The sequence below is a fragment of the Leucobacter chromiisoli genome, assembly GCF_016522505.1.
In the GTDB taxonomy this organism is placed as follows: Bacteria; Actinomycetota; Actinomycetes; order Actinomycetales; family Microbacteriaceae; genus Leucobacter; species Leucobacter chromiisoli.
Window position 1 is genome coordinate 1 of the sequence record NZ_JAEHOH010000014.1, and the last position, 24531, is coordinate 24531.

Sequence of the window (24531 nt, forward strand, 5' to 3'; positions counted from 1 at the left end):
TGTGTCCAAAAGGAATCTCCCACACCCACCACACAGGCAGGTGCCGGGGATAATAAAATTTGGCATTTGACAATCAAGTGCACACTATTGAGTTCTCAAGGACCAGACACCCCCCGTACACACCCTGACCGGGCTTCCGAGAGACACTGCCACTTCCCCGACCACCACGTGACCGGAGAGCGCATACGAACCGGCGGGACCACTTCCTGGCCCCGCTGCGTTGCGCTGACAAGGGAATACATTACGCACCCCGACCCGTACCCCGCAACACGACCCCACATCCCGGGCGTGTCGCACACCCCCACATGCATCCCCCACACGCACCCCGCTCCCCCACACGCACCCCCGCCCCCAAGGTGGCGGCCCGTTCAGCGGTCACGGAAACGCAGCAACGCGGCGCACACCGCACCTCCCCGACCACCGAAAACACGCGAACACCGCAGACACGCGATCAGCACCGCAGACACGCGACCACCACCGCAGACACGCGAGCGGAGAGCCCGCTCCGCCCGGATACGCGAGAACCCCGCCACGCGGTGCGTGACGGGGTTCTCGACGATCGCCGGAGCGCCGACCCTACTCGGCCTTCTCCTCGGCAGCAGCCTCAGCGGGAGCCTCGGCCTCAGCGGTCTCCTCGGCCTCAGCGGTCTCCTCCGCGGGAGCCTCCTCGGCCTGCGGCTCCTCGGCGACCGGAGCCTCGGCCTTCTGGGCCTTCGGCTTCGGGTTCACCGGCTCGAGCACCAGCTCGATCACCGCGAGGGGGGCGTTGTCGCCCTTGCGGAAACCGGTCTTGATGATGCGGGTGTAGCCGCCCTCACGGTTCTCGACGAGCGGAGCGATCTCGGTGAAGAGCTCGTGCACCACGGACTTGTCGAGAATCTGACGCATGACGCGACGGCGGGCGTGCAGGTCGCCGCGCTTCGCGAAGGTCACCAGACGCTCGGCGACGGGCTGCAGCCGCTTCGCCTTGGTCTCGGTGGTCTGAATGCGCTTGTGCTCGAACAGCTGTGCAGCCATCTGGTTCAGCATCAGGCGCTCGTGAGCGGGGCCGCCTCCGAGGCGGGGGCCCTTGTTGGGCTTGGGCATTGTTTACTCCAGTAGATGTGCGATCAGGCGGACGGCGCCGGATCGTTAGTTGTTGTCGTCTTCGTAGCTGTAGAACTGAGCGCCGTCGAAGCCGGGCACCGCGTCCTTCAGCGACAGGCCCATCTCGGTGAGCTTGTCGCGCACCTCGAAGACGGACTTCTGGCCGAAGTTGCGGATGTTCATGAGCTGCGCCTCGGAGAGCGCCACCAGCTCGCTCACCGTGTTGATGCCCTCGCGCTTGAGGCAGTTGTAGCTGCGCACCGAGAGATCCAGATCCTCGATCGGGATCGAGAGCTCCCCGTCGCTGGCCACCTCGACCGGCGCGGGACCGATCTCGACGCCCTCTGCAGCGGTGTTCAGCTCGCGCGCAAGACCGAACAGCTCGACCAGGGTCGAACCGGCCGAGGCGATCGCGTCGCGGGGGCTGATGGCCGGCTTGGTCTCGACGTCGACGACCAGACGATCGAAGTCGGTGCGCTCACCGGCGCGCGTGGCTTCCACGCGGTAGGTGACCTTCAGCACCGGCGAGTAGATCGAGTCGACCGGGATGCGGCCGACCTCTGCGTCCTCGTTGCGGTTCTGCGCGGCGGAGACGTAGCCGCGGCCGCGCTCGATGGTCAGCTCGAGCTCGAACTGGGCCTGATCGTTCAGCGTGGCGATGACGAGCTCGGGGTTGTGCACCTCGACCCCGGCCGGAGCCGAGATGTCAGCGGCGGTGACCTCACCGGCGCCGGTCTTGCGCAGGTAGGCGGTGATCGGCTCGTCGTGCTCGCTGGAGACCACGAGATCCTTGATGTTCAGGATGATCTCGGTCACGTCCTCGGTCACGCCGGGGATCGTGGTGAACTCGTGAGCGACGCCCTCGAAGCGCACGCTCGTGACGGCCGCGCCGGGGATCGAGGAGAGCAGGGTTCGGCGGAGCGAGTTGCCGAGGGTGTAGCCAAAGCCCGGCTCGAGGGGCTCGATGGCGAAGCGCGAACGGTACTCGGAGATTGACTCTTCAGTCAGAGTGGGTCGCTGTGCAATGAGCACGGTGTTGGTTCCTTTCGCTGGAGTCCGCTATATGACTCGTGCGGTATCGGGATAGAGGATGGGGATGGTGCGCGGGCCCCGCCCGCGCACCATCACGCGCTCGTGCTCCTTAGACGCGGCGCCGCTTGGGCGGGCGGCAGCCGTTGTGCGTCTGGGGGGTGACATCGTTGATCGAACCAACCTCGAGACCCGCGGCCTGCAGCGAGCGGATCGCGGTCTCGCGGCCCGAACCCGGGCCCTTCACGAAGATGTCGACCTTCTTCATGCCGTGCTCCTGCGCCTTGCGAGCGGCGGACTCGGCCGCGAGCTGCGCGGCGAACGGGGTCGACTTGCGCGAGCCCTTGAATCCGACGCCGCCCGAAGAGGCCCAGCTGATCACGGCACCGGTGGTGTCGGTGATCGAGACGATCGTGTTGTTGAAGGTCGACTTGATGTGGGCCTGGCCCACGGCGACGTTCTTCTTGTCCTTGCGACGCGGCTTCCGAGCCGCGGTCTTGGCTGCTGCCATGAGTGATGTTCTCCTGAAAAGCTCTGTGTGATGGTCGCGGTGAACCGGTGGTTACTTCTTCTTGCCGGCGACGGTGCGCTTCGGACCCTTGCGGGTGCGAGCGTTCGTCTTGGTGCGCTGACCATGCACGGGCAGGCCCTTGCGGTGGCGGAGACCCTGGTAGCTGCCGATCTCGACCTTGCGGCGGATGTCGGCGGCGACCTCGCGGCGGAGATCACCCTCGACCTTGAAGTTGCCCTCGATGTAGTCGCGGAGGGCGACGAGCTGCTCGTCGGTCAGATCCTTGACACGGATGTTGCCGTCGATGCCGGTGTCGGCGAGGGTCTTCAGCGCGCTGGTACGGCCGACGCCGTAGATGTAGGTGAGTGCAATCTCTACTCGCTTGTCGCGAGGGATGTCGACTCCTGCGAGACGTGCCATTCTGGCTCTCCTCTGTGATGGTGGAGGTGTGGTGCGCATCGGGGGTTCGGGCCTCCGCCCCGAGGTGTCCCCCTTCGCCGAGCTCAGGGTTCTTCGATGCGCTGGATCAGATGTTGAGTTGTGTGATGGTTCCGCGTCGGTTAACCCTGGCGCTGCTTATGGCGCGGGTTCTCGCAGATCACCATGACGCGGCCGTGGCGGCGGATGACCTTGCACTTGTCGCAGATCTTCTTGACGCTGGGCTTGACCTTCATGATGTTTCCTTTGCGTAGTTCGCTGTCCTCGTGCTCGCGGGGTGCCGCGAGCCGTTACTTTCCAGCGTTCGACCTACTTGTAGCGGTAGACGATACGACCGCGGGTCAGGTCGTACGGGGTCAGCTCCACGATCACGCGATCCTCGGGGAGGATCCGGATGTAGTGCTGGCGCATCTTGCCCGAAATGTGTGCGAGGACCTTGTGCCCGTTGGTCAGCTCAACGCGGAACATCGCGTTGGGCAGTGCCTCGAGAACCTGGCCCTCGATTTCGATGACGCCGTCTTTCTTGGCCATAGCCTCACTATCGCTCGTGTAGATGATTACTGGTCATGCGAATGCTGAGCGCCGCGTCGGACGTCGCCCGATGAAGACACAAAGCACCAAAGAGCAACGATACACCGAAACGCCCGGCTTGTAAAGCCGGGCGTTTCGCTACGGAGACGTCCTCAGGGGATCGGGACCGGGGTGATGCCCAGGGGCGCGAGGCCGGCCGCTCCCCCGTCCTCGGCGGTGAGCACCCAGATCCCGTCGGCGTGGACCGCGACCGAGTGCTCCCACTGGGCGCTCAGCGAACCGTCGGCCATCGAGACGGTCCAGTCGTCGTCCTGCACCACCGTGTCGATGCCGCCAGCCGAGATGATCGGCTCGATGGCCACGACGAGCCCGGGCTTCACCTCGGGGCCCTTCCGGCTGACGGGGACGTTGAACACCGGCGGATCCTCGTGCATCCGCCTGCCGATCCCGTGACCGATGTAGTCCTCGAGGATCCCGAAGTCGCTGTTGGCCCGGACGTACTCCGCGACGGCCTCGCCGATCTCATTGACGTGCTTCGCCGTCGCGAGCCGCGCGATGCCGCGCCACATGGCCTGCTCCGTCACGTGGCTGAGCCGCTCGATGTCGGCCGTGCGGTCGGGCCGCGCCGGGTCCGGGAGCGCGACCGTGATGGCGGCGTCGCCGTTCCAGCCGTCGATGATGGCGCCCGCGTCGAGAGCGACGATGTCGCCGGGTTCGAGCGGGCGATCGGTCGGGATCGCGTGCACGACGTGCTCGTTGACGTTCGCGCAGATGGTGTGCCGGTACCCCGGCTCGAGCGCGAAGTTCGGGGCGCCCCCGCGAGCGCGGATCGCGTCCTCGGCGATCGCGTCGAGCTCGAGCGGCGTGATGCCCGGGCGCACCGCGTCGCGCATCGCCGCCAGAGCGGCGCCCGTGGCCTCCCCCGGCGCCCGCATCAGGCGCAGCTGAGCGGGCGACTTGTAGATGGAACGGCGCAGGATCCCGCGGGCCATCTACCGATCGCCCAGCTTCGCGTCGAGGCCCGCTGCGATGCGCTCCGCGACGTCGTCGATGCTGCCCAGGCCGTCGACGCGGACCAGGATCCCCCGCTCGGTGAAGAGGTCGACGAGCGGAGCCGTCTGCTCGGCGTAGACCTCCTGACGGTGGCGGATCACCTCTTCGGTGTCGTCGGCGCGGCCCTCGATCTCGGCGCGCTTCAGCAGGCGCGCCACGACCTCGTCCACATCGGCCTCGAGCAGCACGACCGCGTCGAGGGCGTCGCCGTCGAGCATGCCGTCGAGGGCGTGCACCTGGTCGACGTTCCTGGGGTAGCCGTCGAGCAGGAAGCCGTCTGCGGCGTCGCTCTGCTGCAGACGGTCCGCGACGATCTCGTTGGTGAGCGAGTCGGGGACCAGCTCGCCGCGCTCGATGATCTGCTGGACCCGCGCGCCGAGCTCCGTGCCGCCCTTGATGTTGGCTCGGAAGATGTCGCCCGTGGAGATCGCGGGAACGCCGTAGCGCTCGGCGATCTTCGAGGCCTGGGTGCCCTTGCCCGCGCCGGGCGGGCCGATGATGAGCAGGCGAGCGGTACGGGTTTCGATCATTTCAGGAGTCCTTCATAGTGGCGCTGCTGGAGCTGCGCATCGATCTGCTTCACCGTCTCGAGGCCCACGCCCACGATGATGAGGATCGATGCGCCGCCGAACGGGAAGTTCTGGTTCGCTCCGAAGAAGGCGAGCGCGATCAGCGGGATGAGCGCGATGACGCCGAGGTACAGCGATCCGGCGCTCGTGATGCGGGTGAGCACGTAGTTGAGGTACTCGGCGGTGGGGCGGCCGGCCCGGATGCCCGGGATGAAGCCGCCGTACTGCTTCATGTTGTCGGCGACCTCTTCCGGGTTGAACGTGATCTGCACGTAGAAGAAGGTGAAGCCGATCGTGAGCAGGAAGAACACGACCATGTAGAGGGGCTGGTCGCCCTGCACGAGGTTGTTGGAGATCCAGACGACCCAGGGCTTCGGCTCCTCGCCGATGCCGGGCTCGTTGAACTGCGCGATCAGCATCGGCAGGTACAGGATCGCCGAGGCGAAGATGACGGGGATGACGCCCGCCATGTTCACCTTGATCGGGATGTAGGTGCTCGAGCCGCCGTAGGTGCGACGGCCCACGACGCGCTTGGCGTACTGCACCGGGATCCGGCGCTGCGACTGCTCGACGAACACCACGGCCGCGACGACGACGAGGCCGACCGCGATGACGAAGAAGAAGACCTCCCAGCCCTGCGAGTCCTTGATCGTCCACAGCGCGCTGGGGAAGGTCGCCGCGATCGAGGTGAAGATGAGCAGCGACATGCCATTGCCCACGCCGCGCTCGGTGATGAGCTCGCCGAACCACATGATCAGGCCGGTGCCGGCCGTCAGCGTGATGATCATGATGAGGATCGCCCACCACTCCTGCGAGATCAGGTTGGAGCAGGCGGGGCTGTTCGAGGCGCCGAAGAGCATGCCCGAGCGCGCCACCGTGATGAGGGTCGTCGACTGCAGGATCGCGAGCGCGATGGTCAGGTATCGCGTGTACTGGGTGAGCTTCGCCTGGCCCGCCTGCCCCTCCTTGTGCAGCGCCTCGAAGTGCGGGATGACCACGCGGAGCAGCTGCGTGATGATGGAGGCGGTGATGTACGGCATGATACCGAGCGCGAAGATCGAGAGCTGCAGCAGCGCGCCGCCGCTGAAGAGGTTGATCATCTCGTAGAGGCCGGAGGTGCCGGACTGGTTCGCGACGAGACACGCCTGGACGTTGTCGAAGTTCACGAACGGCGCGGGCACGAACGACCCCAGCCGGAACAGGGACACGATGGCGAGCGTGAAGACGATCTTCCGCCGCAGATCGGGCGTCTTGAAGATTCGTCCGATGGCGCTGAACAAAACCTGCCTCCTGGGAGCGTCGTTGAGGGCTTCGCCTCACGACGATAACCGATACCCCAGCAGCCTACACGGCACCAGGGCGCATACGTTTCGGAACGCTCAGGTCGAGCGCCCCGGATAACAGAATAGAGGGACGGTCCGGATCCGGCACTCACGCCGGACCCGCACCGTCCCCCTCAATTCCGAACCGTGTTCGAAATCTTACTTGATCTCTCCGCCTGCGGCGACGATCTTCTGCTCCGCGGAGGCGGAGACCTTGTCCACCTGCACGGTCAGCTTGACCTGGAGATCGCCGTCGCCCAGCACCTTGACGGGCTGGTTCTTGCGGACAGCGCCCTTGGCCACGAGGTCGGCCACGGTCACGTCGCCGCCCTGGGGGTACAGCTCCGCGAGCTTCGCGACGTTGACCACCTGGTACTCGGTGCGGAACGGGTTCTTGAACCCGCGCAGCTTCGGGGTGCGCATGTGCAGCGGCATCTGCCCACCCTCGAAACCGGCCTTCACCTGGTAGCGCGCCTTGGTGCCCTTGGTGCCGCGACCCGCGGTCTTACCCTTGGATGCCTCGCCGCGACCCACGCGGGTCTTGGCCTTCTTCGAGCCCGGAGCGGGGCGAAGGTGGTGAGCCTTCAGCACCTGCTCGCGCTCCTCGTTGTTCTCGCTCATGCGTCGATCTCCTCAACCTCTACCAGGTGAGCGACCGTGCGGACGTAGCCGCGGTTGGCCTGGGTGTCCTCGCGGACGACCGAGTCGCCGATCCGCTTGAGGCCGAGGCTCCGCAGCGTGTCGCGCTGGTTCTGCTTCTCACTGATAACGGACTTCGTCTGCGTAATCTTCAGGCTCTTGGCCATTACGCACCTGCCTTCGCCTTGGCGGCAGCGTCGGCCGCGGCCTTCGCCTCGGCGCGCACGATGCGGGCCGGAGCGACGCGGTCGAAATCGAGACCGCGGCGAGCAGCGACGGAGCGGGGCTCCTCCAGCTGCTGCAGCGCCTCGACGGTCGCGTGCACGATGTTCAGGGTGTTGGACGAGCCGAGCGACTTGCTCAGCACGTCGTGGATGCCCGCGCACTCGAGGACGGCGCGGACGGGGCCGCCGGCGATCACACCGGTACCCGCGGCAGCGGGGCGCAGCAGGACGACGCCGGCCGCGGCCTCACCCTGCACGGGGTGGGGGATGGTGTTGCCGATGCGGGGCACGCGGAAGAAGTTCTTCTTGGCCTCCTCGACACCCTTGGAGATGGCGAGGGGCACCTCCTTCGCCTTGCCGTAGCCGACGCCCACGGTGCCGTTGCCATCGCCCACCACGACGAGCGCGGTGAAGCTGAAGCGGCGACCGCCCTTGACGACCTTGGACACGCGGTTGATGGTGACGACGCGCTCGAGGAACTGGCTCTCGGTGCGATCGCGCCCGCCGCGCTCGCCACGGGTGCCGCGATCGCGGCTGCCGCGGCGCTGCTCGCGGGGCTCGTTGCGGTGGTCCTGAGCCGGGGCCTGCGCGGCCGCGGACTCAGTGGCCTGGGTCTCTGCAGACACTTCCTGCTCCTTCGTTTCGTTGCTCACAGGGTCAGCCCTCCCTCGCGAGCACCATCTGCGATGGCGGCGACGCGACCCGCGTACTTGCTTCCGCCGCGGTCGAAGACCACGGCCTCGACACCGGCGCCCTTCGCGCGCTCGGCGACGAGCTCGCCGACCTTGCGCGCCTTGGCCGTCTTGTCGCCGTCGAAGGCGCGCAGATCGGCTTCCATGGTCGATGCCGAGGCCACGGTGAAGCCCTTGGAATCATCGATCACCTGGACGAAGACGTGACGCGCCGAGCGGGTCACGACGAGACGGGGACGAGCCTCCGTGCCGACGATCTTCTTACGCAGCCGGGCGTGACGGCGGATGCGCGCCGCCGAACGGCCCTTGGCCCGAGTAACTGAAGCGGCCATGGGTTACTTACCAGCCTTTCCTGCCTTGCGGCGGACATTCTCGCCCGCGTAGCGAATGCCCTTGCCCTTGTAGGGCTCCGGCTTCTTCAGCTTGCGAATGTTCGCAGCGGCCTCTCCGACCGCCTGCTTGCTGATTCCGCTCACGGTGATCTTGGTGTTGCCCTCGACCGAGAGGGTGATGCCCTCGGGGGCCTCGACGTTCACCGGGTGCGAGAAGCCCAGCGCGAGCTCCAGGCCGGAGCCCTTCTGCTGCACGCGGTAGCCGGTGCCGACGACCTCGAGGCCCTTGGAGTAGCCCTCGGTGACACCGATGATGTTGTTGTTGATGAGCGTGCGGGTCAGCCCGTGCAGAGCGCGCGACTCGCGCTCGTCGTCGGGGCGGGTGACCAGCACCTGGCCGTCCTCGAGGGCGACGCGGATGGGCTCGGCGACGACGAGCGCGAGCTCGCCCTTCGGGCCCTTGACCGTGACCGACTGCCCGTCGATCGAAACGGTGACGCTGCCGGGGACGGTGATGGGAAGCTTACCGATACGTGACATGACGGACTACCACACGTAGGCGAGGACTTCTCCGCCTACGCCCTTCTGCTCGGCCTCGCGGTCGGTGAGGAGCCCCGAGGAGGTGGACAGGATCGCGATGCCGAGGCCGCCGAGCACGCTCGGGATCTCGGTCGAGCGTGCGTAGACCCGCAGACCGGGCTTGGACACGCGCTTGAGGCCCTCGATGGAGGGCTCGCGGTTGGGGCCGTACTTCAGCGACATGGTGAGGGTGGTGCCGACGCGCGCGTCCTCCACCTTCCAGTCCGCGATGTAGCCCTCGCGCTTGAGGATCTCCGCGATCCGCTCCTTCAGCTTCGAGCCGGGGAGCGAAACGTCGTCATGATGCGCGCCGTTGGCATTGCGCAGCCGGGTCAGCATATCTGCGACCGGATCAGTCATCGTCATGAGTGACTCTTCTTTCTCGCCTGGTATCGCAAGCCGGTACACGACTTACGACCTGGGTGACACGGATGCAGGCGCCCCGGGGTGATCCCCGGGGCGCCTGCCCCGCTTGGACTATTCAGTTATTCGGCCTTGAACGGGAAGCCGAGCGCGCGAAGCAGCGCACGACCCTCGTCGTCGGTCTTGGCAGTGGTCACGACGGTGATGTCGAAACCGCGCACCCGATCAATCTTATCCTGATCGATCTCGTGGAACACACTCTGCTCGGTCAGACCGAAGGTGTAGTTCCCGTTCCCGTCGAACTGCTTGGCCGACAGACCGCGGAAATCGCGGATGCGGGGCAGCGCGAGGTTGATGAGGCGGTCGAGGAACTCCCAGGCGCGGTCGCCGCGGAGGGTGACGTGAGCGCCGATCGCCTGCCCCTCGCGCAGCTTGAACTGCGCGATGGACTTGCGGGCCTTCGTCACCATCGGCTTCTGACCGGTGATCTTCACGAGGTCGGCGATAGCCCCCTCGATCACCTTGCTGTCGCGAGCGGCCTCGCCGACGCCGGTGTTCACGACGACCTTCACGAGGCCGGGAACCTGCATCACGTTCTCGAAGCCGAACTCCTCGGTCAGCGCCGGAACGATCTCGCTGCGGTACTTCTGCTTCAGGCGCGGCTGGATTTTGCCAGCGGGCGCAGCAGTCTCAGTCATCAGAGGTCCTTCCCAGACTTCTTGGCGTAGCGGACGCGGACGGTCTTCTTCTTCCCGTCCTTCTCGACCTCTTCGACGCGGAAGCCGACGCGAGTGGGCTTCTTGGTCTCGGGATCGACGAGCGCGACGTTGGAGACGTGGATCGGTGCCTCGTGGGTCTCGATCCCGCCCTCGTTGGTGCCGCGGGCGGACTGGCCCTGACGCACGTGCTTCGTGACGTAGTTCACGCCCTCGACCACGACGCGATCACTGTCGCTCAGGACCGCGATCACCTTGCCCTGCTTGCCCTTGTAGCCGCCGCGCTCCTGCGACGGGCCCGAGATGACCTCGACGAGGTCACCCTTCTTGATCTTGTTAGCCATGGACTAGATCACCTCCGGTGCGAGCGAGACGATCTTCATGAACTTCTTGTCGCGAAGCTCACGGCCGACCGGCCCGAAGATACGGGTGCCGCGGGGCTCCCCGTCGGCCTTCAGGATCACGGCGGCGTTCTCGTCGAAGCTGATGTACGAGCCGTCTGCGCGACGGGTCGACTTGCGGGTGCGGACGATGACGGCCTTGACCACGTCGCCCTTCTTCACGTTGCCGCCGGGGATGGCGTCCTTGACGGTCGCGACGATGGTGTCACCGACACCCGCGTAGCGGCGCTTCGAACCCCCGAGCACACGAATCGTGAGCAGCTCCTTGGCGCCGGTGTTGTCGGCGACCTTGAGCCTGGATTCCTGCTGAATCACTTGTAACTCCTTCTTCCGTAAGCCGGAGGCTTACTTCGCCTTCTCGAGGATCTCGACGAGGCGCCAGCGCTTCGTGGCGCTCAGGGGACGGGTCTCGTGGATGAGCACGAGATCGCCGATGCCCGCGCTGTTCGCCGCGTCGTGCGCCTTGACCTTCGACGAGCGGCGCATGACCTTGCCGTACAGGGGGTGCTTCACGCGATCCTCGACCTCGACGACGATGGTCTTGTCCATCTTGTCGCTGACGACGTAGCCGCGACGGGCCTTACGGTAGCCGCGCTGTTCCTTCTCGACCTCAGCCATTCCTAGGCCTCCTTCGTCTCAGCGGCGGCGTCCGCCTGCTCGGTCTTCTTGGTGCTCTTCTTCGCCTTGGCGGGAGCCTGCTCCACGGGGGCCGGGGTGGCCCGGATCCCGAGCTCGCGCTCGCGGAGGACCGTGTAGATGCGCGCGATGTCGCGCTTCACCTGGCGCACACGACCGTGGCTCTCCAGCTGGCCGGTGGCCGACTGGAAACGCAGGTTGAAGAGCTCGGTCTTCGCCTTCTTGAGCTCCTCGGCCAGACGCTCGTTCTCGAACGTGTCGAGTTCGGTGATGGCCAGTTCCTTGGTACCGATCGCCATTACGCGTCGCCCTCCTCGCGCTTGATAATGCGGGCCTTGAGAGGCAGCTTGTGGATGGCGCGGGTCAGCGCCTCACGAGCGAGCTCCTCATCGACACCGGCGACCTCGAAGAGGACGCGGCCCGGCTTGACATTGGCCACCCACCACTCGGGGGAGCCCTTACCGGAGCCCATGCGGGTCTCGGCGGGCTTCTTGGTGAGGGGGCGGTCGGGGTAGATGTTGATCCACACCTTGCCGCCGCGCTTGATGTGACGGGTCATCGCGATACGAGCGGACTCGATCTGACGGTTCGTCACGTACGCGGGGGTCAGCGCCTGGATCCCGAACTCGCCGAAGGCGACCTTGTTGCCGCCCTTCGACTGGCCGCTGCGGCTGGGGTGGTGCTGCTTGCGGTACTTGACTCGACGGGGAATCAGCATGCTTACTTCTCCGCTCCTGCTGCGGCGGGCGCAGCCTCGGCCTGAGCGCCCCGGGGCGCACGGCGGCGGTCGCCGCGATCGCGCGACGGCTTCTGGGCCGCCTGCTCGCGAGCGAGTTCCTTGTTGGTGAGGTCGCCCTTGTAGATCCAGACCTTCACGCCGATGCGGCCGAAGGTGGTCTTCGCCTCGTAGAAGCCGTAGTCGATGTTCGCGCGGAGGGTGTGCAGCGGCACGCGCCCCTCGCGGTAGAACTCCGAACGGCTCATCTCGGCGCCGCCGAGACGGCCGGAGACCTGGATCCGGATGCCCTTGGCGCCGGCGCGCTGCGCGCCCTGCAGGCCCTTGCGCATCGCGCGGCGGAACGCCACGCGGGCGGCGAGCTGCTCGGCGATGCCCTGGGCGACCAGCTGAGCGTCGGCTTCGGGGTTCTTCACCTCGAGGATGTTCAGCTGGATCTGCTTGCCGGTGAGCTTCTCGAGCTCGGCGCGGATGCGCTCGGCCTCGGCGCCGCGGCGGCCGATGACGATGCCGGGGCGCGCCGAGTGGATGTCCACGCGGACGCGGTCGCGGGTGCGTTCGATCTCGACGCGGGACACGCCCGCGCGATCCAGCTGCTTCGTCAGGTGCTGACGGATCCGGATGTCCTCGGCGAGGTAGTCGGCGTAGCGCTGACCCTTCTTCGTCGAGTCCGAGAACCAGCGAGACACGTGGTCAGTGGTGACCCCGAGGCGGAAGCCGTAGGGATGAATCTTCTGGCCCATTACTTGGCTCCCTTCTTCGCGGTTGCGAGCTCATCCGCGGTCTGAAGCACGACCGTGATGTGGCTCGTCCGCTTGTTGATGCGGAATGCGCGGCCCTGTGCACGAGGGCGGAAGCGCTTGAGCGTCGCACCCTCGTCGACGAAGGCGCGGGCTACGACGAGCTCGTCCTCGTTGAGACGCAGGTTGTTCTGGTCGGCCTTGACGCGCGCGTTGGCGATCGCCGAGGCGACGAGCTTGAACACCGGCTCCGATGCTGCCTGCGGTGCGAACTTCAGGATGGCCAGGGCCTCCTGCGCGTTCTTGCCGCGGATCAGATCGATGACGCGACGGGCCTTCTGGGGGGTGATGCGGATATGACGCACGCGGGCGATCGACTCCACCATTTCTCTTCCTCCTTCACGTCACCGCGTTAGCGGCGACGGCCCTTCTTGTCGTCCTTCACGTGACCACGGAAGGTGCGGGTCGGGGCGAACTCGCCCAGCTTGTGACCGACCATGGTCTCGGTGACGAACACCGGGATGTGCTTGCGACCGTCGTGCACCGCGATGGTGTGCCCCAGCATGGCGGGGATGATCATCGAGCGGCGCGACCAGGTCTTGATCACGTTCTTGGTGCCGGCTTCGTTCTGGGCAACCACCTTGTTCAGCAGGTGGTTGTCGACGAAGGGGCCCTTCTTGAGACTACGAGGCATCTTCTACTCTCTCCTACCTGCCGACTAACGCTTCTTGCCAGTGGTCCGGCGACGCACGATGAGCTTGTCGCTTTCCTTGTTCGGACGGCGCGTGCGGCCTTCCTTCTGGCCCCAGGGGCTGACCGGGTGACGACCGCCCGAGGTGCGGCCCTCGCCACCACCGTGCGGGTGGTCGACCGGGTTCATGACGACACCGCGGACGGTCGGGCGGACGCCCTTCCACCGCATGCGGCCGGCCTTGCCCCAGTTGATGTTCGACTGCTCGGCGTTGCCCACCTCGCCGACGGTCGCGCGGCAGCGCGCGTCGACGTTGCGGATCTCGCCCGAGGGCAGGCGCAGCTGGGCGTAGGGGCCGTCCTTCGCCACGAGGCGGACCGACGCTCCGGCGGAGCGCGCCATCTTGGCGCCGCCGCCCGGCTTCAGCTCGATCGCGTGGATCACGGTACCGGTGGGGATGTTCTTCAGCGGCAGGTTGTTGCCCGGCTTGATGTCGGCCGAGGGGCCCGACTCGACGGTGTCGCCCTGCTTCAGCTTGTTCGGAGCGATGATGTACCGCTTCGCGCCGTCCTCGAAGTGCAGCAGCGCGATGCGCGCGGTGCGGTTGGGATCGTACTCGATGTGCGCGACCTTGGCGTTCACGCCGTCCTTGTCATTGCGACGGAAGTCGATGACGCGGTACTGGCGCTTGTGGCCACCGCCGATGTGACGGGTGGTGATCCGGCCCTGGTTGTTGCGGCCGCCGGTCTTCGGCAGCGGGCGGAGCAGCGACTTCTCGGGGGTCGAGCGGGTGATCTCTGCGAAATCGGCGACGCTCGAGCCGCGACGACCCGGGGTCGTCGGCTTGTACTTACGAATAGCCATGTTGTGTTCCTCTTCGCTTCCGAGCTACAGCGCAGCCGTGAAGATGTCGATGGAGCCCGACTTCAGGGTGACGATGGCACGCTTGGTGTCCTTGCGCTTGCCGAGGCCGGTCCTCGTGCGGCGCGTCTTGCCCTTGCGGTTGAGCGTGTTGATCTTGTCGACCTTCACACCGAAGACCTCTTCGATGGCGAGCTTGATCTCGGTCTTGTTCGCGTTCGGAGCCACCTCGAAGGTGTACTGGCCGTTGGCGTCGATGAGACCGTAGCTCTTCTCGGAGACGATCGGACGGATGATGACGTCGTGCGCGTTCTTGTTCAGGCTCACTTCGTGTCCTCCTTGGCGGCGCGGCCAGCGACGAACGCGTCGAAGGCGGCCTTGGTGAAGACGAGATCGTCGCTGACGACCACGTCGTAGGCGTTGAGCTGATCCTGGAAGAGGACGTGCACGCCCTGCAGGTTGCGCAGGCTCAGGATGCTGACCTGATCCTCGCGGTCGACGACCACGAGCACGCGCTTGCCGGGAGCGACCGAGCCGAGGTACTCGCGCGCGGTCTTGGTGCTCGGCTTGTCGCCCAGGCCGAAGGACTCGACGACGTGCAGGCGGTTCGCGCGGGCGCGGTCCGAGAGCAGGCCGAGGAGCGCCGCGGCGATCATCTTCTTGGGGGTGCGCTGCGAGTAGTCGCGGGGCACGGGTCCGTGGACGATGCCGCCGCCGCGGTGCTGCGGCATGCGGACCGAGCCCTGGCGTGCGCGGCCAGTGCCCTTCTGCTTGAACGGCTTGGCGCCCGAACCTGAGCGCTCACCGCGGCCCTTGGCCTTGTGGGTGCCCTGGCGCGCAGCGGCGAGCTGAGCGGTGACGACCTGGTGGATCAGCGGGACGTTGGCCTCGACGCCGAAGATGGCCTCGGGAAGGTCGACAGACCCAGCCTTCTTGCCCTTCGCGTCGACGACCTCGAGCTTGGTAGCGGTAGCCATGAACTACGCCCCCTTCACAGCGTTGCGAACGAATACGAGACGGCCGCGCCCGCCCGGAACCGCACCCTTCACGAGGATGAGGCCCTTCTCGGCGTCGATCGCCTGGACGGTCAGGTTCTGCACGGTGACGCGGTCGCCGCCCATGCGGCCGGCCATGCGCTGGCCCTTGAACACGCGACCGGGGGTCGCGGCGCCGCCGATCGAGCCCGGCTTGCGGTGGTTGCGGTGCGCACCGTGGGATGCCGAGACGCCCTTGAAGTTGTGACGCTTCATGGTGCCGGCGAAGCCCTTGCCCTTCGAGGTGCCGACGACGTCGATCTTCTGACCGGCTTCGAAGGTGGTGTCGACGGTGAGCTCCTGACCCAGGCTGTACTCGGCGGCGTCCGCCGTGCGCAGCTCGGTGAGGTGACGGCGGGGGGTGACCCCGGCCTTCGCGAAGTGACCGGCGGTGGGCTGGTTCACCTTGCGGGGATCGATCTGACCCGCGGCGATCTGCACGGCGCTGTAGCCGTCGACCTCGGGGGTGCGGATCTGGGTGACCACGTTGGGGGCCACCTCGATGACGGTGACGGGAACGACCTTGCCGTTCTCGTCCCAGACCTGAGTCATGCCGAGCTTGGTGCCCAGGAGACCCTTCACGTTCTTCTCTGCGTGAGACATATCCGGACCCCCTTTAGAGCTTGATCTCGATGTTGACATCGGCCGGAAGGTCGAGACGCATGAGCGAGTCGACGGCCTTGGGGGTGGGATCGACGATGTCGATCAGGCGCTTGTGGGTGCGCTTCTCGAAGTGCTCCCGGCTGTCCTTGTACTTGTGAGGCGAACGGATCACGGCGATCACGTTCTTCTCCGTGGGAAGCGGCACGGGGCCGATCACGGTCGCGCCCGCGCGGGTGACCGTGTCGACGATCTTGCGCGCGGAGGTGTCGATGACCTCGTGGTCATACGACTTCAGTCGAATGCGGATTTTCTGTCCCGCCATGTGACTCTCTACTTTCTACTTGCGTCGTACCGCGCTGCTCGTGGCCCGCGCGGCATTGGACGTCTTGCGTATCAGCGCCCTGGCACCGGAGTGCTGGGTCTCTGTTCACCTGTCAATATCGCCACTTCCGTGACAACCCCGCACACACACGAAGACGGCCGGACGAAGTCTGGCCGCCGAATGGCGTGCGGGTCTTGTTCGCTACCCGCGGCCTAGCCCCGGCCCGGGAGAACCCGAGCGGCTATGCACTGCCTGGCAGTGATCCCCGCAAGGCGAGGAGTACTGAACTCATCTATTTTGCCACAGGGCTCAGGGACTTTGCAACCCGGGCGTGTCGCGGCTCGCGGCCGGGAGCTCGCTTCTCGCATCGAGCCTCCGCGGGGGCATCGGAACCACGGTGGTTTCGATGCGACCGGTCGGGACACGGGGCCGGGCGACGCTAGGCGGAGGCGGGGAGCAACCGAGGCAGCGCGAGGTACAGCACGAGCACCGCCAGGCCGAGGACGAGCAGCAGCAGCCACCACACCGGGGCCACCACGCAGGAGACGAGGCCGAGCGCGGAGGCGAGCAGCGACGCGCCCGCCGTCATCCCCGAGGCCTGCACGTGGGAGTAGCCGAGCTGCTGGATCCGCTGGTAGACGTGCTCCTTGTGCGGCTCGTCCCACTTGTGCCCCGACCGCACCCGCTTGACGAGGGTGACGCCGACGTCGCCGAAGTAGATGATCATCGGCCCGATGGTCGCGAGGATCGGCACGCCCGCGAGCAGGGCGGCGAAGCTCGTGATCGCGATCGCCCCGCCGAGCAGGTAGCTGCCGACATCGCCGAGGAAGGCGCCGGGCTTTGTGAGGTTCCACGGCAGGAACCCTGCGAACGCCGCGGCGATCACGATCCCCGCGATCGTGAGCCACGGCAGCCCCGTGAGGCCGCCCGCGACGGCGAACGCGAGCCCCGCGATCACGCCGTGGAAGCCGCTGATGCCGTTCAGCCCGTCCATGAAGTTCGCGACGTTGATGTAGCTCGAGACGAACAGCAGCGCGTAGGGCACGAGGACGATCCCGAGCCAGAGGGGCAGCGGCGTCGCGCCGACCGCCTCCGAGAGCGGCGCCGACGCCTCCGCAGCCGCCGGATCCCACCCCTGCCACTGGAACCCGGCGACGAACGCGAAGTCGCCCCCGACCGGCGGGAAGCTGAAGAGCAGGACGAGCGCGACCGGCACCAGCAGCCCGAGCAGCAGCAGGCACGCGCTGCGCATCTTCACGCTGAGCCCGCGCAGATCCTCGCCCAGGCCGAGCAGACCGGCCAGCACCGAGCCGATCAGCACGACGAGCAGCAGATCCCAGCGCTGGAACCCGGGCCCCGTGGACAGCAGCCAGACGGCCGCTCCGCCTCCGGCGACCATCGCGAGGAGCACCGCGAGCCCGAGCCCGCGGAGCACCGGACGGGTGTGCGAGGAGCGCTCGTTGGGAACGTCCATGATGCCGAGTCGGACGAGCAGCGGACGCACCGCGACCGGGAGCGCGAGGCTGAGCAGGAGCGTCAGTGCGCCCGCGACCACGGCGATGTGCAGGCCGCTCATCGCACCCGCCCCCCGGCCTCGTCGGTCAGACTCATGCGGGCGATCCAGCCGGCGTGGTCGAGCACCTCGGGGGACATGGAGTCGACCTTCGCGTGCGAGATCATCGGGTGGAACGGGCGCTCGCCCCGCTCCCCCGCTCCCACGAGCTCCTCGTGCAGCTTCTCGCCGTGCCGCAGCCCAGTGAAGACGATCTCGACCTGCTTGCCCGACTGCGCGATCATGCGCTTCGCGACGTCGAGGATCCGCACCGGCTCCCCCATGTCGAGGATCAGCACCTCGCCCGGGCGCCCGATGCCTCCGGCCTGGATGACGAGCTGGCTCGCCTCGGGGATCGTCATGAAGAATCGCGTCACGTCGGGGTGCGTGACCGTGAGCGGCCCGCCCGACTCGATCAGCGCGCGGAAGGTCGGCAGCATCGATCCGCGGCTGCCGATGACGTTGCCGAAGCGCACCGAGAGGTAGCGCCGGCCTGTTTCCTGCGCCATCCAGGCCGTGAGCTTCTCGGCGACGCGCTTCGAGTGCCCCAGCACGCTGGTGGGGTTCGCGGCCTTATCCGTCGACACGTTCACGAACGTCCCGACTCCGGCGGCTCGAGCGGCCCTGAGCACGTTGAGGGTTCCGAGGACGTTCGTCTTCCACGCCTCGTCCGGATACTGCTCGAGCATCGGCAGGTGCTTGAGCGCCGCCGCGTGGAACACCACCTGCGGCTTGCGCTCCAGGAAGATCTGCTTGAGCGCGACCTCGTCGCGGATGTCGGCGAGCACGACGTCTCTCGTGTCGAGCAGCCCGTGGCCGCTGATCGAGAGCTGTGTCTCCTGCAGGGCCGTCTCGTCGCGGTCGAGCATCACGAGCTCGCGCGGGGCGAAACGGGCGAGCTGCCGGCACAGCTCCGCGCCGATGGAGCCGCCCGCTCCGGTGACCAGCACGACCCGATCCTGCAGGTACTCGGCGATGGACTCGGTGTCCAGGCGCACCGGATGCCGCCCGATGAGATCCTCGATCGACAGCTCCCGCGTCTCGCTCATCGCCGCCGAGTTGCGCAGCAGCTGCTCGAGCGGCGGCAGCACGAGCGCCTTCAGGCCCGCGGAGTCGGCGGCATCGTCGACGCGGCGCATGAGCGAGGCGTCGGCGTCGCCGATGCACACCATGAGCGTCGTCGCCCCGGTGTCGAGGGCGAGCCGCTTCAGATCCTCGAGCGCGCCGAGCACCCGGATCCCGCGCACCTCGTGGTTCCGCTTCGTCGCATCGTCGTCGATGAACCCCACCGGCAGGGCCGAGGCGTTCGGATCGGTGAGGAGGCGCTTGACCGTCTGGGTGCCGAGATAGCCGGCGCCGTAGATCAGCGTGCGCTCGGCCTCCTCCCCCGGCTTGAGCTGCTTCTCGGCGGAGAGCCGCAGCAGGTAGCGCACGAAGCCCATGACGCTGAACGTGATCGGGGCCGCGATCACCAGGGTGCTCCGAGGGATCCCGTTGCCGTACCCGACCAGGTAGGCGAAGACCCACGCGATCACCATCACGGCGGTGATGTTCAGCACGAGCGCTCGCACCTCGTCGAAGCTGCCGAGCTCGTACCGGCTGCGGTAGAGCCAGAACAGCCATCCGCCGAGCAGCTGCAGCAGCGCGGTCACGCCGATGACGGCGAGGGTCCAGCCCCAGTGGATGCGGGAGAAGTTGAAGTCGAAGCGGAGCACGAGGGCGGCGAGGATGCCGACGGTCCACGCGAAGACGTCGAGGAGGTACAGGGGACCGTACTGACGCGTGAAATGCGCGAATCGTCCGGCAGGTGTCGTCGGCACTCGTTCTCCGTTCTCCTGCGGCCACCCGATGGCGGAAGCCCGGACGGGCTCACGATCGAGGATACCGGCCGGTCGGCGGCCGAGCTGACAGCTCGCTGGTGCGCCGCCCACACGGCGTCGCGCCTCTCCGGGAGCGCACGCTCGGGGCCTCACGGCGAAGGGCGCCGTAGACAGGCGCCGCGGGATCGCGGTATGAATGTTCCAGCGGGGGCGGGCCCCGCGAGCATACTCCGAAGGGGAAGCACATGAGCGCCGACGATCTGGGGAAGAGAGCATCGGATTTCACGAGGAAGGCGGGTGACTTCGCGGACCAGCACCGGGACAAGATCGAGGAGGCGCTGCAGAGCGAGCAGGCCGAGCAGGTGAGCGACAAGCTCCTCGACGGCGCGGCCGGGTTCGCGAACAGGGTGACCGGCGGCAAGTTCGCCGACCGGGTCGAGGGCGTCAGGTCGAACCTCGACGACCGCCTCGGCAACGAGTGACCTCGGCCCGAGGAGGCCGCAGACGGGAAAGGCCCCGGGGATCACCCCGGGGCCTTTCCTCTGCAGATCGATGCTGCGAGGCGTCTGAGACTACTCGACGATCTTGGTCACCGTGCCGGCGCCGACGGTGCGGCCGCCCTCACGGATCGCGAAGCCGAGGCCCTCCTCCATGGCGATGGGCTGGATCAGCTCGACCACCATGTCGGTGGTGTCGCCGGGCATGACCATCGGCTTGTCCTCGGGAAGGGTGATGACACCGGTCACGTCAGTCGTACGGAAGTAGAACTGCGGACGGTAGTTCGTCTCGAACGGGTTGTGACGGCCGCCCTCATCCTTCTTGAGGATGTAGGCGGTGCCCTCGAACTTGGTGTGCGGGGTGATCGAGCCCGGCTTCACGACGACCTGACCGCGCTCGACGTCCTCGCGCTTGGTGCCGCGGAGCAGCAGACCGCAGTTCTCGCCGGCCCACGCCTCGTCGAGCTGCTTGTGGAACATCTCGATGCCGGTGACGGTGGTCTTCTGCGTCGGGCGCAGACCCACGATCTCGACCTCGGAGTTGATGGCGAGGGTACCGCGCTCGGCGCGGCCGGTCACCACGGTGCCGCGACCGGTGATGGTGAAGACGTCCTCGACGGGCATGAGGAACGGCTTGTCCTTGTCACGCACGGGATCGGGGATGTTGTTGTCGACGGCCTCCATGAGCTCGACGATGGAGTCGACCCACTTCTCGTTGCCCTGCAGCGCCTCGTAGCCCGAGACGCGCACCACGGGGACGTCGTCGCCCGGGTAGCCCTGCTTGGAGAGCTCCTCGCGGACCTCCATCTCGACGAGCTCGAGGATCTCCTCGTCGTCGACCATGTCGCTCTTGTTGAGGGCGACGAGCAGGTAGGGGACGCCGACCTGCTTGGCGAGCAGGATGTGCTCCTTGGTCTGCGCCATCATGCCGTCGGTCGCCGCGACCACGAGGATCGCGCCGTCCATCTGAGCGGCACCGGTGATCATGTTCTTGATGTAGTCGGCGTGGCCGGGGGCATCGACGTGAGCGTAGTGACGCTTCTCGGTCTCGTACTCGACGTGCGAGATGTTGATGGTGATGCCGCGCTGGCGCTCCTCGGGAGCCGAGTCGATCGTGTCGAAGTCGCGCTTGACGTTGACGTCAGACGGGAACTTCTCGGCCAGAACCTGCGAGATCGCAGCGGTAAGGGTGGTCTTACCGTGGTCGACGTGACCGATCGTTCCGATGTTTACGTGCGGCTTGGTCCGCTCGAACTTGGCCTTCGCCACTATGGTCCTCCTCAGGACGTCAGGTACCGTTCTCCCCCGATGGTTTCGGAGGGCGCGAGTACGGGTTTCTTCACTATGTTACTTGCTCGGGCCTGCTCACGCGAGCCGAGCAGCCGACCCGGCGGCGGGATTCCCGCCCGCCGCCGGACCGCGGACGATGTTACTCGCCCTTAGCCTTCTGAACGATCTCATCGGCCACGGCCTTCGGCACCTCTGCATAGGAGTCGAAGGTCATCGAGAACACCGCGCGACCGCTGGTCTTCGACCGGAGGTCGCCGATGTACCCGAACATCTCGGAGAGCGGCACGAGCGCGTTGACGATCTTGACGCCGCTCGCGTCCTCCATCGACTGGATCTGACCGCGACGGGAGTTGATGTCGCCGATCACGTCGCCCATGTACTCCTCGGGGGTGCGCACCTCGACCGCCATCATGGGCTCGAGCAGCACGGGCTTCGCCATGCGCGCGGCCTCCTTGAAGGCCATCGAGCCGGCGATCTTGAACGCCATCTCCGACGAGTCCACGTCGTGGTACTGGCCGTCGAGCAGCGTCGCCTTGACACCCACGACGGGGAAGCCGGCGAGGATGCCGTACTGCATCGCGTCCTGGATGCCCGCGTTCACCGAGGGGATGTACTCCCGAGGCACGCGACCGCCGGTCACCTTGTCCTCGAACTCGTAGATCTTGTCGCCCTCGACCTCGAGCGGCTCGAGCGCGATCTGCACCTTCGCGAACTGACCGGAACCACCGGTCTGCTTCTTGTGGGTGTAGTCGTACTTCTCGACCGTCTTGCGGATCGTCTCGCGGTACGCGACCTGCGGCTTGCCGACGTTCGCCTCGACCTTGAACTCGCGCCGCATCCGGTCGACGAGGATGTCGAGGTGCAGCTCGCCCATGCCGGCGATGACGGTCTGGCCCGTCTCGGCGTTGAGGCTCACGCGGAACGTGGGATCCTCTTCGGCGAGCTTCTGGATCGCGGTCGACAGCTTGTCCTGATCGCCCTTGGTCTTCGGCTCGATGGCCACCTCGATGACCGGCTCGGGGAAGGTCATCGACTCGAGCACCACCTGGTTGTTCGGGTCGCAGAGGGTGTCGCCCGTGGTCGTGTCCTTGAGGCCGATCACCGCGTAGATGTTGCCCGCGGTCAGGTTGTCGACCGGGTTCTCCTTGTTGGCGTGCATCTGGAAGATCTTCCCGATGCGCTCCTTCTTGCCCTTGGTCGAGTTGACGACCTGCGCGCCCGAGTCGACCTGGCCCGAGTACACGCGGACGTAGGTCAGGCGGCCGAAGAAGGGGTGCACCGCGACCTTGAAGGCGAGCGCGGAGAACGGCTCCGAGGCGTCGGGCTTGCGATCGATCTCGATCGACTCGTCGCGCGGATCGTGCGCCTTGATCGAGCCCACGTCGAGCGGGTTCGGCAGGAAGTCCACCACGGCGTCGAGCATGGGCTGCACACCGCGGTTCTTGAACGCGGAGCCGCAGTACACCGGGAAGGTGTCGCCCTCGAGCACGAGCTTGCGGATGCCGCCCTTGAGCTCGTCGATCGTCAGCTCCTCGCCGCCGAAGAACTTCTCGAGCAGGTCGTCGTCGGACTCGGCGACGGTCTCGACGAGCTTCGCGCGGTACTCCTCGGCCTTCGCCTGGAGCTCGGCCGGGATCTCGCGGGTCTCGTAGGCGGCGCCGAGCGCGACGTCGCCCTTCGCGTCGCCCGGCCACACGAGCGCCTGCATCGAGAGCAGGTCGACGACGCCGACGAAGTCGGCCTCGGCCCCGATGGGGAGCTGCATCACGAGCGGCTTGGCGCCGAGACGGTTGATGATGGTGTCCACCGTGAAGTAGAAGTCGGCGCCCATCTTGTCCATCTTGTTGACGAAGCAGATGCGGGGCACGTTGTACTTGTCGGCCTGACGCCACACGGTCTCGGACTGGGGCTCGACGCCCTCCTTGCCGTCGAACACGGCGACGGCGCCGTCGAGCACGCGGAGCGAGCGCTCCACCTCGACGGTGAAGTCGACGTGCCCGGGTGTGTCGATGATGTTGATCTGGTTCTTGTTCCAGAAGCAGGTCACCGCGGCACTGGTGATGGTGATGCCGCGCTCCTTCTCCTGCTCCATCCAGTCGGTCGTCGAGGCACCATCGTGGGTCTCGCCCAGCTTGTGGTTCACACCCGTGTAGAACAGGATGCGCTCGGTGGTGGTGGTCTTGCCGGCATCGATGTGGGCCATGATGCCGATGTTGCGGACCTTGCTCAGGTCGGTGAGCACGTCTTGTGCCACAGGGGTCTCCTCCAGGGTGGGGATGGAAGTTGGTGCGGGATCGGGTTCGGCCGATCGTTCATCGGGCCTGTCGGGATGGGGCGAACCGCCACCCCGACAAGCCCGATGTGCGGATCACTACCAGCGGTAGTGGGCGAAGGCGCGGTTCGACTCGGCCATCTTGTGCGTGTCCTCGCGGCGCTTGACAGCGGCGCCGAGCCCGTTGGAGGCGTCGAGGATCTCGTTGGTGAGGCGGTCGGTCATCGTGTTCTCACGACGAGCCTTGGCGTAGCTGGTCAGCCAGCGCAGCGCGAGGGTGTTCGCGCGGTGCGGCTTCACCTCGACGGGCACCTGGTAGGTGCTGCCGCCGACGCGGCGCGAGCGGACCTCGAGGGTGGGACGCACGTTGTCGAGCGCCTTCTTGAGGACCGTCACGGCGTCCTGGCCGGACTTCTCGGCCACGTTCTCGAGAGCACCGTAGACGATGCGCTCGGCGAGGCCCTTCTTGCCGTCCAGGAGGATCTTGTTGACGAGCTGGCTCACGACGGGAGAGCCGTAGACCGGATCGGCGACGACGGGGCGCTTCGGAGCAGGACCCTTACGAGGCATTACTTCTTCTCCTTCTTCGCACCGTAGCGGCTGCGAGCCTGCTGACGATCCTTGACCGCCTGCGTGTCGAGCGCGCCGCGCACGATCCTGTAGCGGACACCGGGGAGGTCCTTCACACGACCGCCGCGCACGAGCACCATCGAGTGCTCCTGCAGGTTGTGGCCCTCACCGGGGATGTAGGCCGTGACCTCGGTTCCGTTCGAGAGCTTCACACGTGCGACCTTGCGCATCGCCGAGTTCGGCTTCTTCGGGGTGGTGGTGTACACACGGGTGCACACACCGCGCTGCTGAGGGTTCGCCTTCAGAGCGGGCGCCTTGGTCTTGGAGACCTTCGGCGTCCGGCCCTTGCGAACCAGCTGCTGAATAGTAGGCACTGATTCTCCTAGTTGGTCCTGCACGGTGACAGGAATGCTTCATTTCGA

Annotated in this window: 36 protein-coding genes; 1 reads left to right on the forward strand and 35 read right to left on the reverse strand. The window is 66.7% G+C overall.

The features are described 5' to 3' along the window. Nucleotides 1-576 precede the first annotated feature (576 nt). The 31 genes from rplQ to JD276_RS10915 all read right to left on the reverse strand — a co-directional run bounded on the left by rplQ (nucleotide 577) and on the right by JD276_RS10915 (nucleotide 19480). Complete coding sequence (gene rplQ / locus JD276_RS10765; RefSeq protein ID WP_200115662.1) at nucleotides 577-1086, reverse strand: 50S ribosomal protein L17; 510 nt, start codon at nucleotides 1084-1086, stop codon at nucleotides 577-579. Between the two features lie 45 nt (nucleotides 1087-1131). Beyond that, nucleotides 1132-2118 carry a DNA-directed RNA polymerase subunit alpha gene (locus tag JD276_RS10770; RefSeq protein WP_200115663.1) on the reverse strand — a complete coding sequence of 329 codons (987 nt, stop codon included), beginning with the start codon at nucleotides 2116-2118 and terminating at the stop codon, nucleotides 1132-1134. A 109-nt stretch (nucleotides 2119-2227) separates the two neighbouring features. Then, on the reverse strand, nucleotides 2228-2626 hold the full coding sequence (rpsK, locus tag JD276_RS10775; protein ID WP_200115664.1) for a 30S ribosomal protein S11: 399 nt from the start codon (nucleotides 2624-2626) through the stop codon (nucleotides 2228-2230). A 51-nt stretch (nucleotides 2627-2677) separates the two neighbouring features. Next, entirely contained in the window at nucleotides 2678-3046 is a 369-nt protein-coding gene (gene rpsM, locus JD276_RS10780) for a 30S ribosomal protein S13 (protein ID WP_200115665.1), read from the reverse strand. A gap of 140 nt (nucleotides 3047-3186) precedes the next feature. After that, a complete protein-coding gene (rpmJ, locus tag JD276_RS10785; protein ID WP_009199219.1) occupies nucleotides 3187-3300 on the reverse strand; it encodes a 50S ribosomal protein L36 in 114 nt (37 codons plus the stop codon). A gap of 73 nt (nucleotides 3301-3373) precedes the next feature. Further along, entirely contained in the window at nucleotides 3374-3595 is a 222-nt protein-coding gene (gene infA, locus JD276_RS10790; RefSeq protein ID WP_200115666.1) for a translation initiation factor IF-1, read from the reverse strand. Nucleotides 3596-3747: 152 nt separating this feature from the next. Continuing rightward, complete coding sequence (map, locus tag JD276_RS10795) at nucleotides 3748-4587, reverse strand: type I methionyl aminopeptidase (protein ID WP_200115667.1); 840 nt, start codon at nucleotides 4585-4587, stop codon at nucleotides 3748-3750. After that, nucleotides 4588-5178, reverse strand: a complete 591-nt coding sequence (locus tag JD276_RS10800; protein WP_200115668.1) for an adenylate kinase — start codon at nucleotides 5176-5178, stop codon at nucleotides 4588-4590. It abuts the gene before it with no gap. Then, the gene (gene secY / locus JD276_RS10805; protein ID WP_200115669.1) at nucleotides 5175-6497 is read right to left on the reverse strand and encodes a preprotein translocase subunit SecY; all 1323 of its coding nucleotides are present in this window, start codon (nucleotides 6495-6497) and stop codon (nucleotides 5175-5177) included. Before secY ends, JD276_RS10800 begins: the two co-directional genes overlap by 4 nt. Nucleotides 6498-6698: 201 nt before the next feature. Further along, complete coding sequence (gene rplO / locus JD276_RS10810; protein WP_200115670.1) at nucleotides 6699-7160, reverse strand: 50S ribosomal protein L15; 462 nt, start codon at nucleotides 7158-7160, stop codon at nucleotides 6699-6701. Beyond that, the gene (gene rpmD, locus JD276_RS10815; protein ID WP_200115671.1) at nucleotides 7157-7345 is read right to left on the reverse strand and encodes a 50S ribosomal protein L30; all 189 of its coding nucleotides are present in this window, start codon (nucleotides 7343-7345) and stop codon (nucleotides 7157-7159) included. Before rpmD ends, rplO begins: the two co-directional genes overlap by 4 nt. Next, on the reverse strand, nucleotides 7345-8055 hold the full coding sequence (gene rpsE, locus JD276_RS10820) for a 30S ribosomal protein S5 (RefSeq protein WP_200115672.1): 711 nt from the start codon (nucleotides 8053-8055) through the stop codon (nucleotides 7345-7347). The genes rpmD and rpsE overlap by 1 nt, the downstream gene beginning before the upstream one ends. Next, nucleotides 8052-8426, reverse strand: a complete 375-nt coding sequence (rplR, locus tag JD276_RS10825; RefSeq protein WP_200115673.1) for a 50S ribosomal protein L18 — start codon at nucleotides 8424-8426, stop codon at nucleotides 8052-8054. The genes rpsE and rplR overlap by 4 nt, the downstream gene beginning before the upstream one ends. A gap of 3 nt (nucleotides 8427-8429) precedes the next feature. Beyond that, nucleotides 8430-8966 (reverse strand): 50S ribosomal protein L6, encoded by a 537-nt coding sequence (gene rplF, locus JD276_RS10830; protein ID WP_200115674.1) that lies wholly within the window; start codon nucleotides 8964-8966, stop codon nucleotides 8430-8432. Between the two features lie 6 nt (nucleotides 8967-8972). After that, complete coding sequence (rpsH, locus tag JD276_RS10835; RefSeq protein WP_200115675.1) at nucleotides 8973-9371, reverse strand: 30S ribosomal protein S8; 399 nt, start codon at nucleotides 9369-9371, stop codon at nucleotides 8973-8975. A 119-nt stretch (nucleotides 9372-9490) separates the two neighbouring features. Further along, nucleotides 9491-10069 carry a 50S ribosomal protein L5 gene (gene rplE / locus JD276_RS10840; RefSeq protein WP_307866547.1) on the reverse strand — a complete coding sequence of 193 codons (579 nt, stop codon included), beginning with the start codon at nucleotides 10067-10069 and terminating at the stop codon, nucleotides 9491-9493. Further along, nucleotides 10066-10428, reverse strand: coding sequence for a 50S ribosomal protein L24 (gene rplX, locus JD276_RS10845; protein ID WP_200115677.1), 363 nt, complete (start codon nucleotides 10426-10428; stop codon nucleotides 10066-10068). Before rplX ends, rplE begins: the two co-directional genes overlap by 4 nt. Nucleotides 10429-10431: 3 nt before the next feature. Next, nucleotides 10432-10800: a 50S ribosomal protein L14 gene (gene rplN / locus JD276_RS10850; RefSeq protein ID WP_200115678.1), complete on the reverse strand. Its 369-nt coding sequence runs from the start codon at nucleotides 10798-10800 to the stop codon at nucleotides 10432-10434. A 30-nt stretch (nucleotides 10801-10830) separates the two neighbouring features. Beyond that, the gene (gene rpsQ / locus JD276_RS10855) at nucleotides 10831-11103 is read right to left on the reverse strand and encodes a 30S ribosomal protein S17 (RefSeq protein ID WP_200115679.1); all 273 of its coding nucleotides are present in this window, start codon (nucleotides 11101-11103) and stop codon (nucleotides 10831-10833) included. A 2-nt stretch (nucleotides 11104-11105) separates the two neighbouring features. Then, nucleotides 11106-11420, reverse strand: a complete 315-nt coding sequence (gene rpmC, locus JD276_RS10860) for a 50S ribosomal protein L29 (RefSeq protein ID WP_200115680.1) — start codon at nucleotides 11418-11420, stop codon at nucleotides 11106-11108. After that, a complete protein-coding gene (gene rplP / locus JD276_RS10865) occupies nucleotides 11420-11839 on the reverse strand; it encodes a 50S ribosomal protein L16 (RefSeq protein ID WP_200115681.1) in 420 nt (139 codons plus the stop codon). The genes rpmC and rplP overlap by 1 nt, the downstream gene beginning before the upstream one ends. Before the next feature lie 2 nt (nucleotides 11840-11841). Then, nucleotides 11842-12600, reverse strand: a complete 759-nt coding sequence (rpsC, locus tag JD276_RS10870; protein WP_200115682.1) for a 30S ribosomal protein S3 — start codon at nucleotides 12598-12600, stop codon at nucleotides 11842-11844. Continuing rightward, on the reverse strand, nucleotides 12600-12983 hold the full coding sequence (gene rplV / locus JD276_RS10875) for a 50S ribosomal protein L22 (protein ID WP_200115683.1): 384 nt from the start codon (nucleotides 12981-12983) through the stop codon (nucleotides 12600-12602). Before rplV ends, rpsC begins: the two co-directional genes overlap by 1 nt. Before the next feature lie 26 nt (nucleotides 12984-13009). Continuing rightward, the gene (gene rpsS, locus JD276_RS10880; protein ID WP_105804995.1) at nucleotides 13010-13291 is read right to left on the reverse strand and encodes a 30S ribosomal protein S19; all 282 of its coding nucleotides are present in this window, start codon (nucleotides 13289-13291) and stop codon (nucleotides 13010-13012) included. A 24-nt stretch (nucleotides 13292-13315) separates the two neighbouring features. Next, nucleotides 13316-14152, reverse strand: a complete 837-nt coding sequence (gene rplB, locus JD276_RS10885) for a 50S ribosomal protein L2 (protein ID WP_200115684.1) — start codon at nucleotides 14150-14152, stop codon at nucleotides 13316-13318. 24 nt (nucleotides 14153-14176) lie between these two features. Further along, nucleotides 14177-14476, reverse strand: a complete 300-nt coding sequence (gene rplW, locus JD276_RS10890; RefSeq protein WP_200115685.1) for a 50S ribosomal protein L23 — start codon at nucleotides 14474-14476, stop codon at nucleotides 14177-14179. After that, nucleotides 14473-15126, reverse strand: a complete 654-nt coding sequence (rplD, locus tag JD276_RS10895) for a 50S ribosomal protein L4 (RefSeq protein ID WP_200115686.1) — start codon at nucleotides 15124-15126, stop codon at nucleotides 14473-14475. Before rplD ends, rplW begins: the two co-directional genes overlap by 4 nt. Before the next feature lie 3 nt (nucleotides 15127-15129). Continuing rightward, nucleotides 15130-15786, reverse strand: coding sequence for a 50S ribosomal protein L3 (rplC, locus tag JD276_RS10900; protein WP_200115687.1), 657 nt, complete (start codon nucleotides 15784-15786; stop codon nucleotides 15130-15132). Nucleotides 15787-15799: 13 nt separating this feature from the next. Then, nucleotides 15800-16108 (reverse strand): 30S ribosomal protein S10, encoded by a 309-nt coding sequence (gene rpsJ, locus JD276_RS10905; RefSeq protein WP_200115688.1) that lies wholly within the window; start codon nucleotides 16106-16108, stop codon nucleotides 15800-15802. Nucleotides 16109-16547: 439 nt separating this feature from the next. Then, nucleotides 16548-17684 carry an MraY family glycosyltransferase gene (locus tag JD276_RS10910; RefSeq protein ID WP_200115689.1) on the reverse strand — a complete coding sequence of 379 codons (1137 nt, stop codon included), beginning with the start codon at nucleotides 17682-17684 and terminating at the stop codon, nucleotides 16548-16550. After that, nucleotides 17681-19480 carry a polysaccharide biosynthesis protein gene (locus JD276_RS10915; RefSeq protein ID WP_200115690.1) on the reverse strand — a complete coding sequence of 600 codons (1800 nt, stop codon included), beginning with the start codon at nucleotides 19478-19480 and terminating at the stop codon, nucleotides 17681-17683. Before JD276_RS10915 ends, JD276_RS10910 begins: the two co-directional genes overlap by 4 nt. Nucleotides 19481-19725: 245 nt before the next feature. On the opposite strand from JD276_RS10915, the gene JD276_RS10920 reads away from it, so the two are divergent. Continuing rightward, the gene (locus tag JD276_RS10920) at nucleotides 19726-19962 is read left to right on the forward strand and encodes an antitoxin (protein ID WP_200115691.1); all 237 of its coding nucleotides are present in this window, start codon (nucleotides 19726-19728) and stop codon (nucleotides 19960-19962) included. 90 nt (nucleotides 19963-20052) lie between these two features. Here the strand turns inward: JD276_RS10920 and tuf are convergent, their stop codons facing one another. From tuf to rpsL, 4 genes are all read right to left on the reverse strand, one after another. Then, nucleotides 20053-21246 carry an elongation factor Tu gene (gene tuf, locus JD276_RS10925; RefSeq protein ID WP_200115692.1) on the reverse strand — a complete coding sequence of 398 codons (1194 nt, stop codon included), beginning with the start codon at nucleotides 21244-21246 and terminating at the stop codon, nucleotides 20053-20055. Between the two features lie 160 nt (nucleotides 21247-21406). Continuing rightward, nucleotides 21407-23521, reverse strand: a complete 2115-nt coding sequence (gene fusA, locus JD276_RS10930; protein WP_200115693.1) for an elongation factor G — start codon at nucleotides 23519-23521, stop codon at nucleotides 21407-21409. Nucleotides 23522-23638: 117 nt separating this feature from the next. Further along, a complete protein-coding gene (rpsG, locus tag JD276_RS10935; RefSeq protein WP_024356767.1) occupies nucleotides 23639-24109 on the reverse strand; it encodes a 30S ribosomal protein S7 in 471 nt (156 codons plus the stop codon). Continuing rightward, nucleotides 24109-24483, reverse strand: a complete 375-nt coding sequence (gene rpsL / locus JD276_RS10940; protein WP_200115694.1) for a 30S ribosomal protein S12 — start codon at nucleotides 24481-24483, stop codon at nucleotides 24109-24111. Before rpsL ends, rpsG begins: the two co-directional genes overlap by 1 nt. Between the last annotated feature and the right edge of the window lie 48 nt (nucleotides 24484-24531).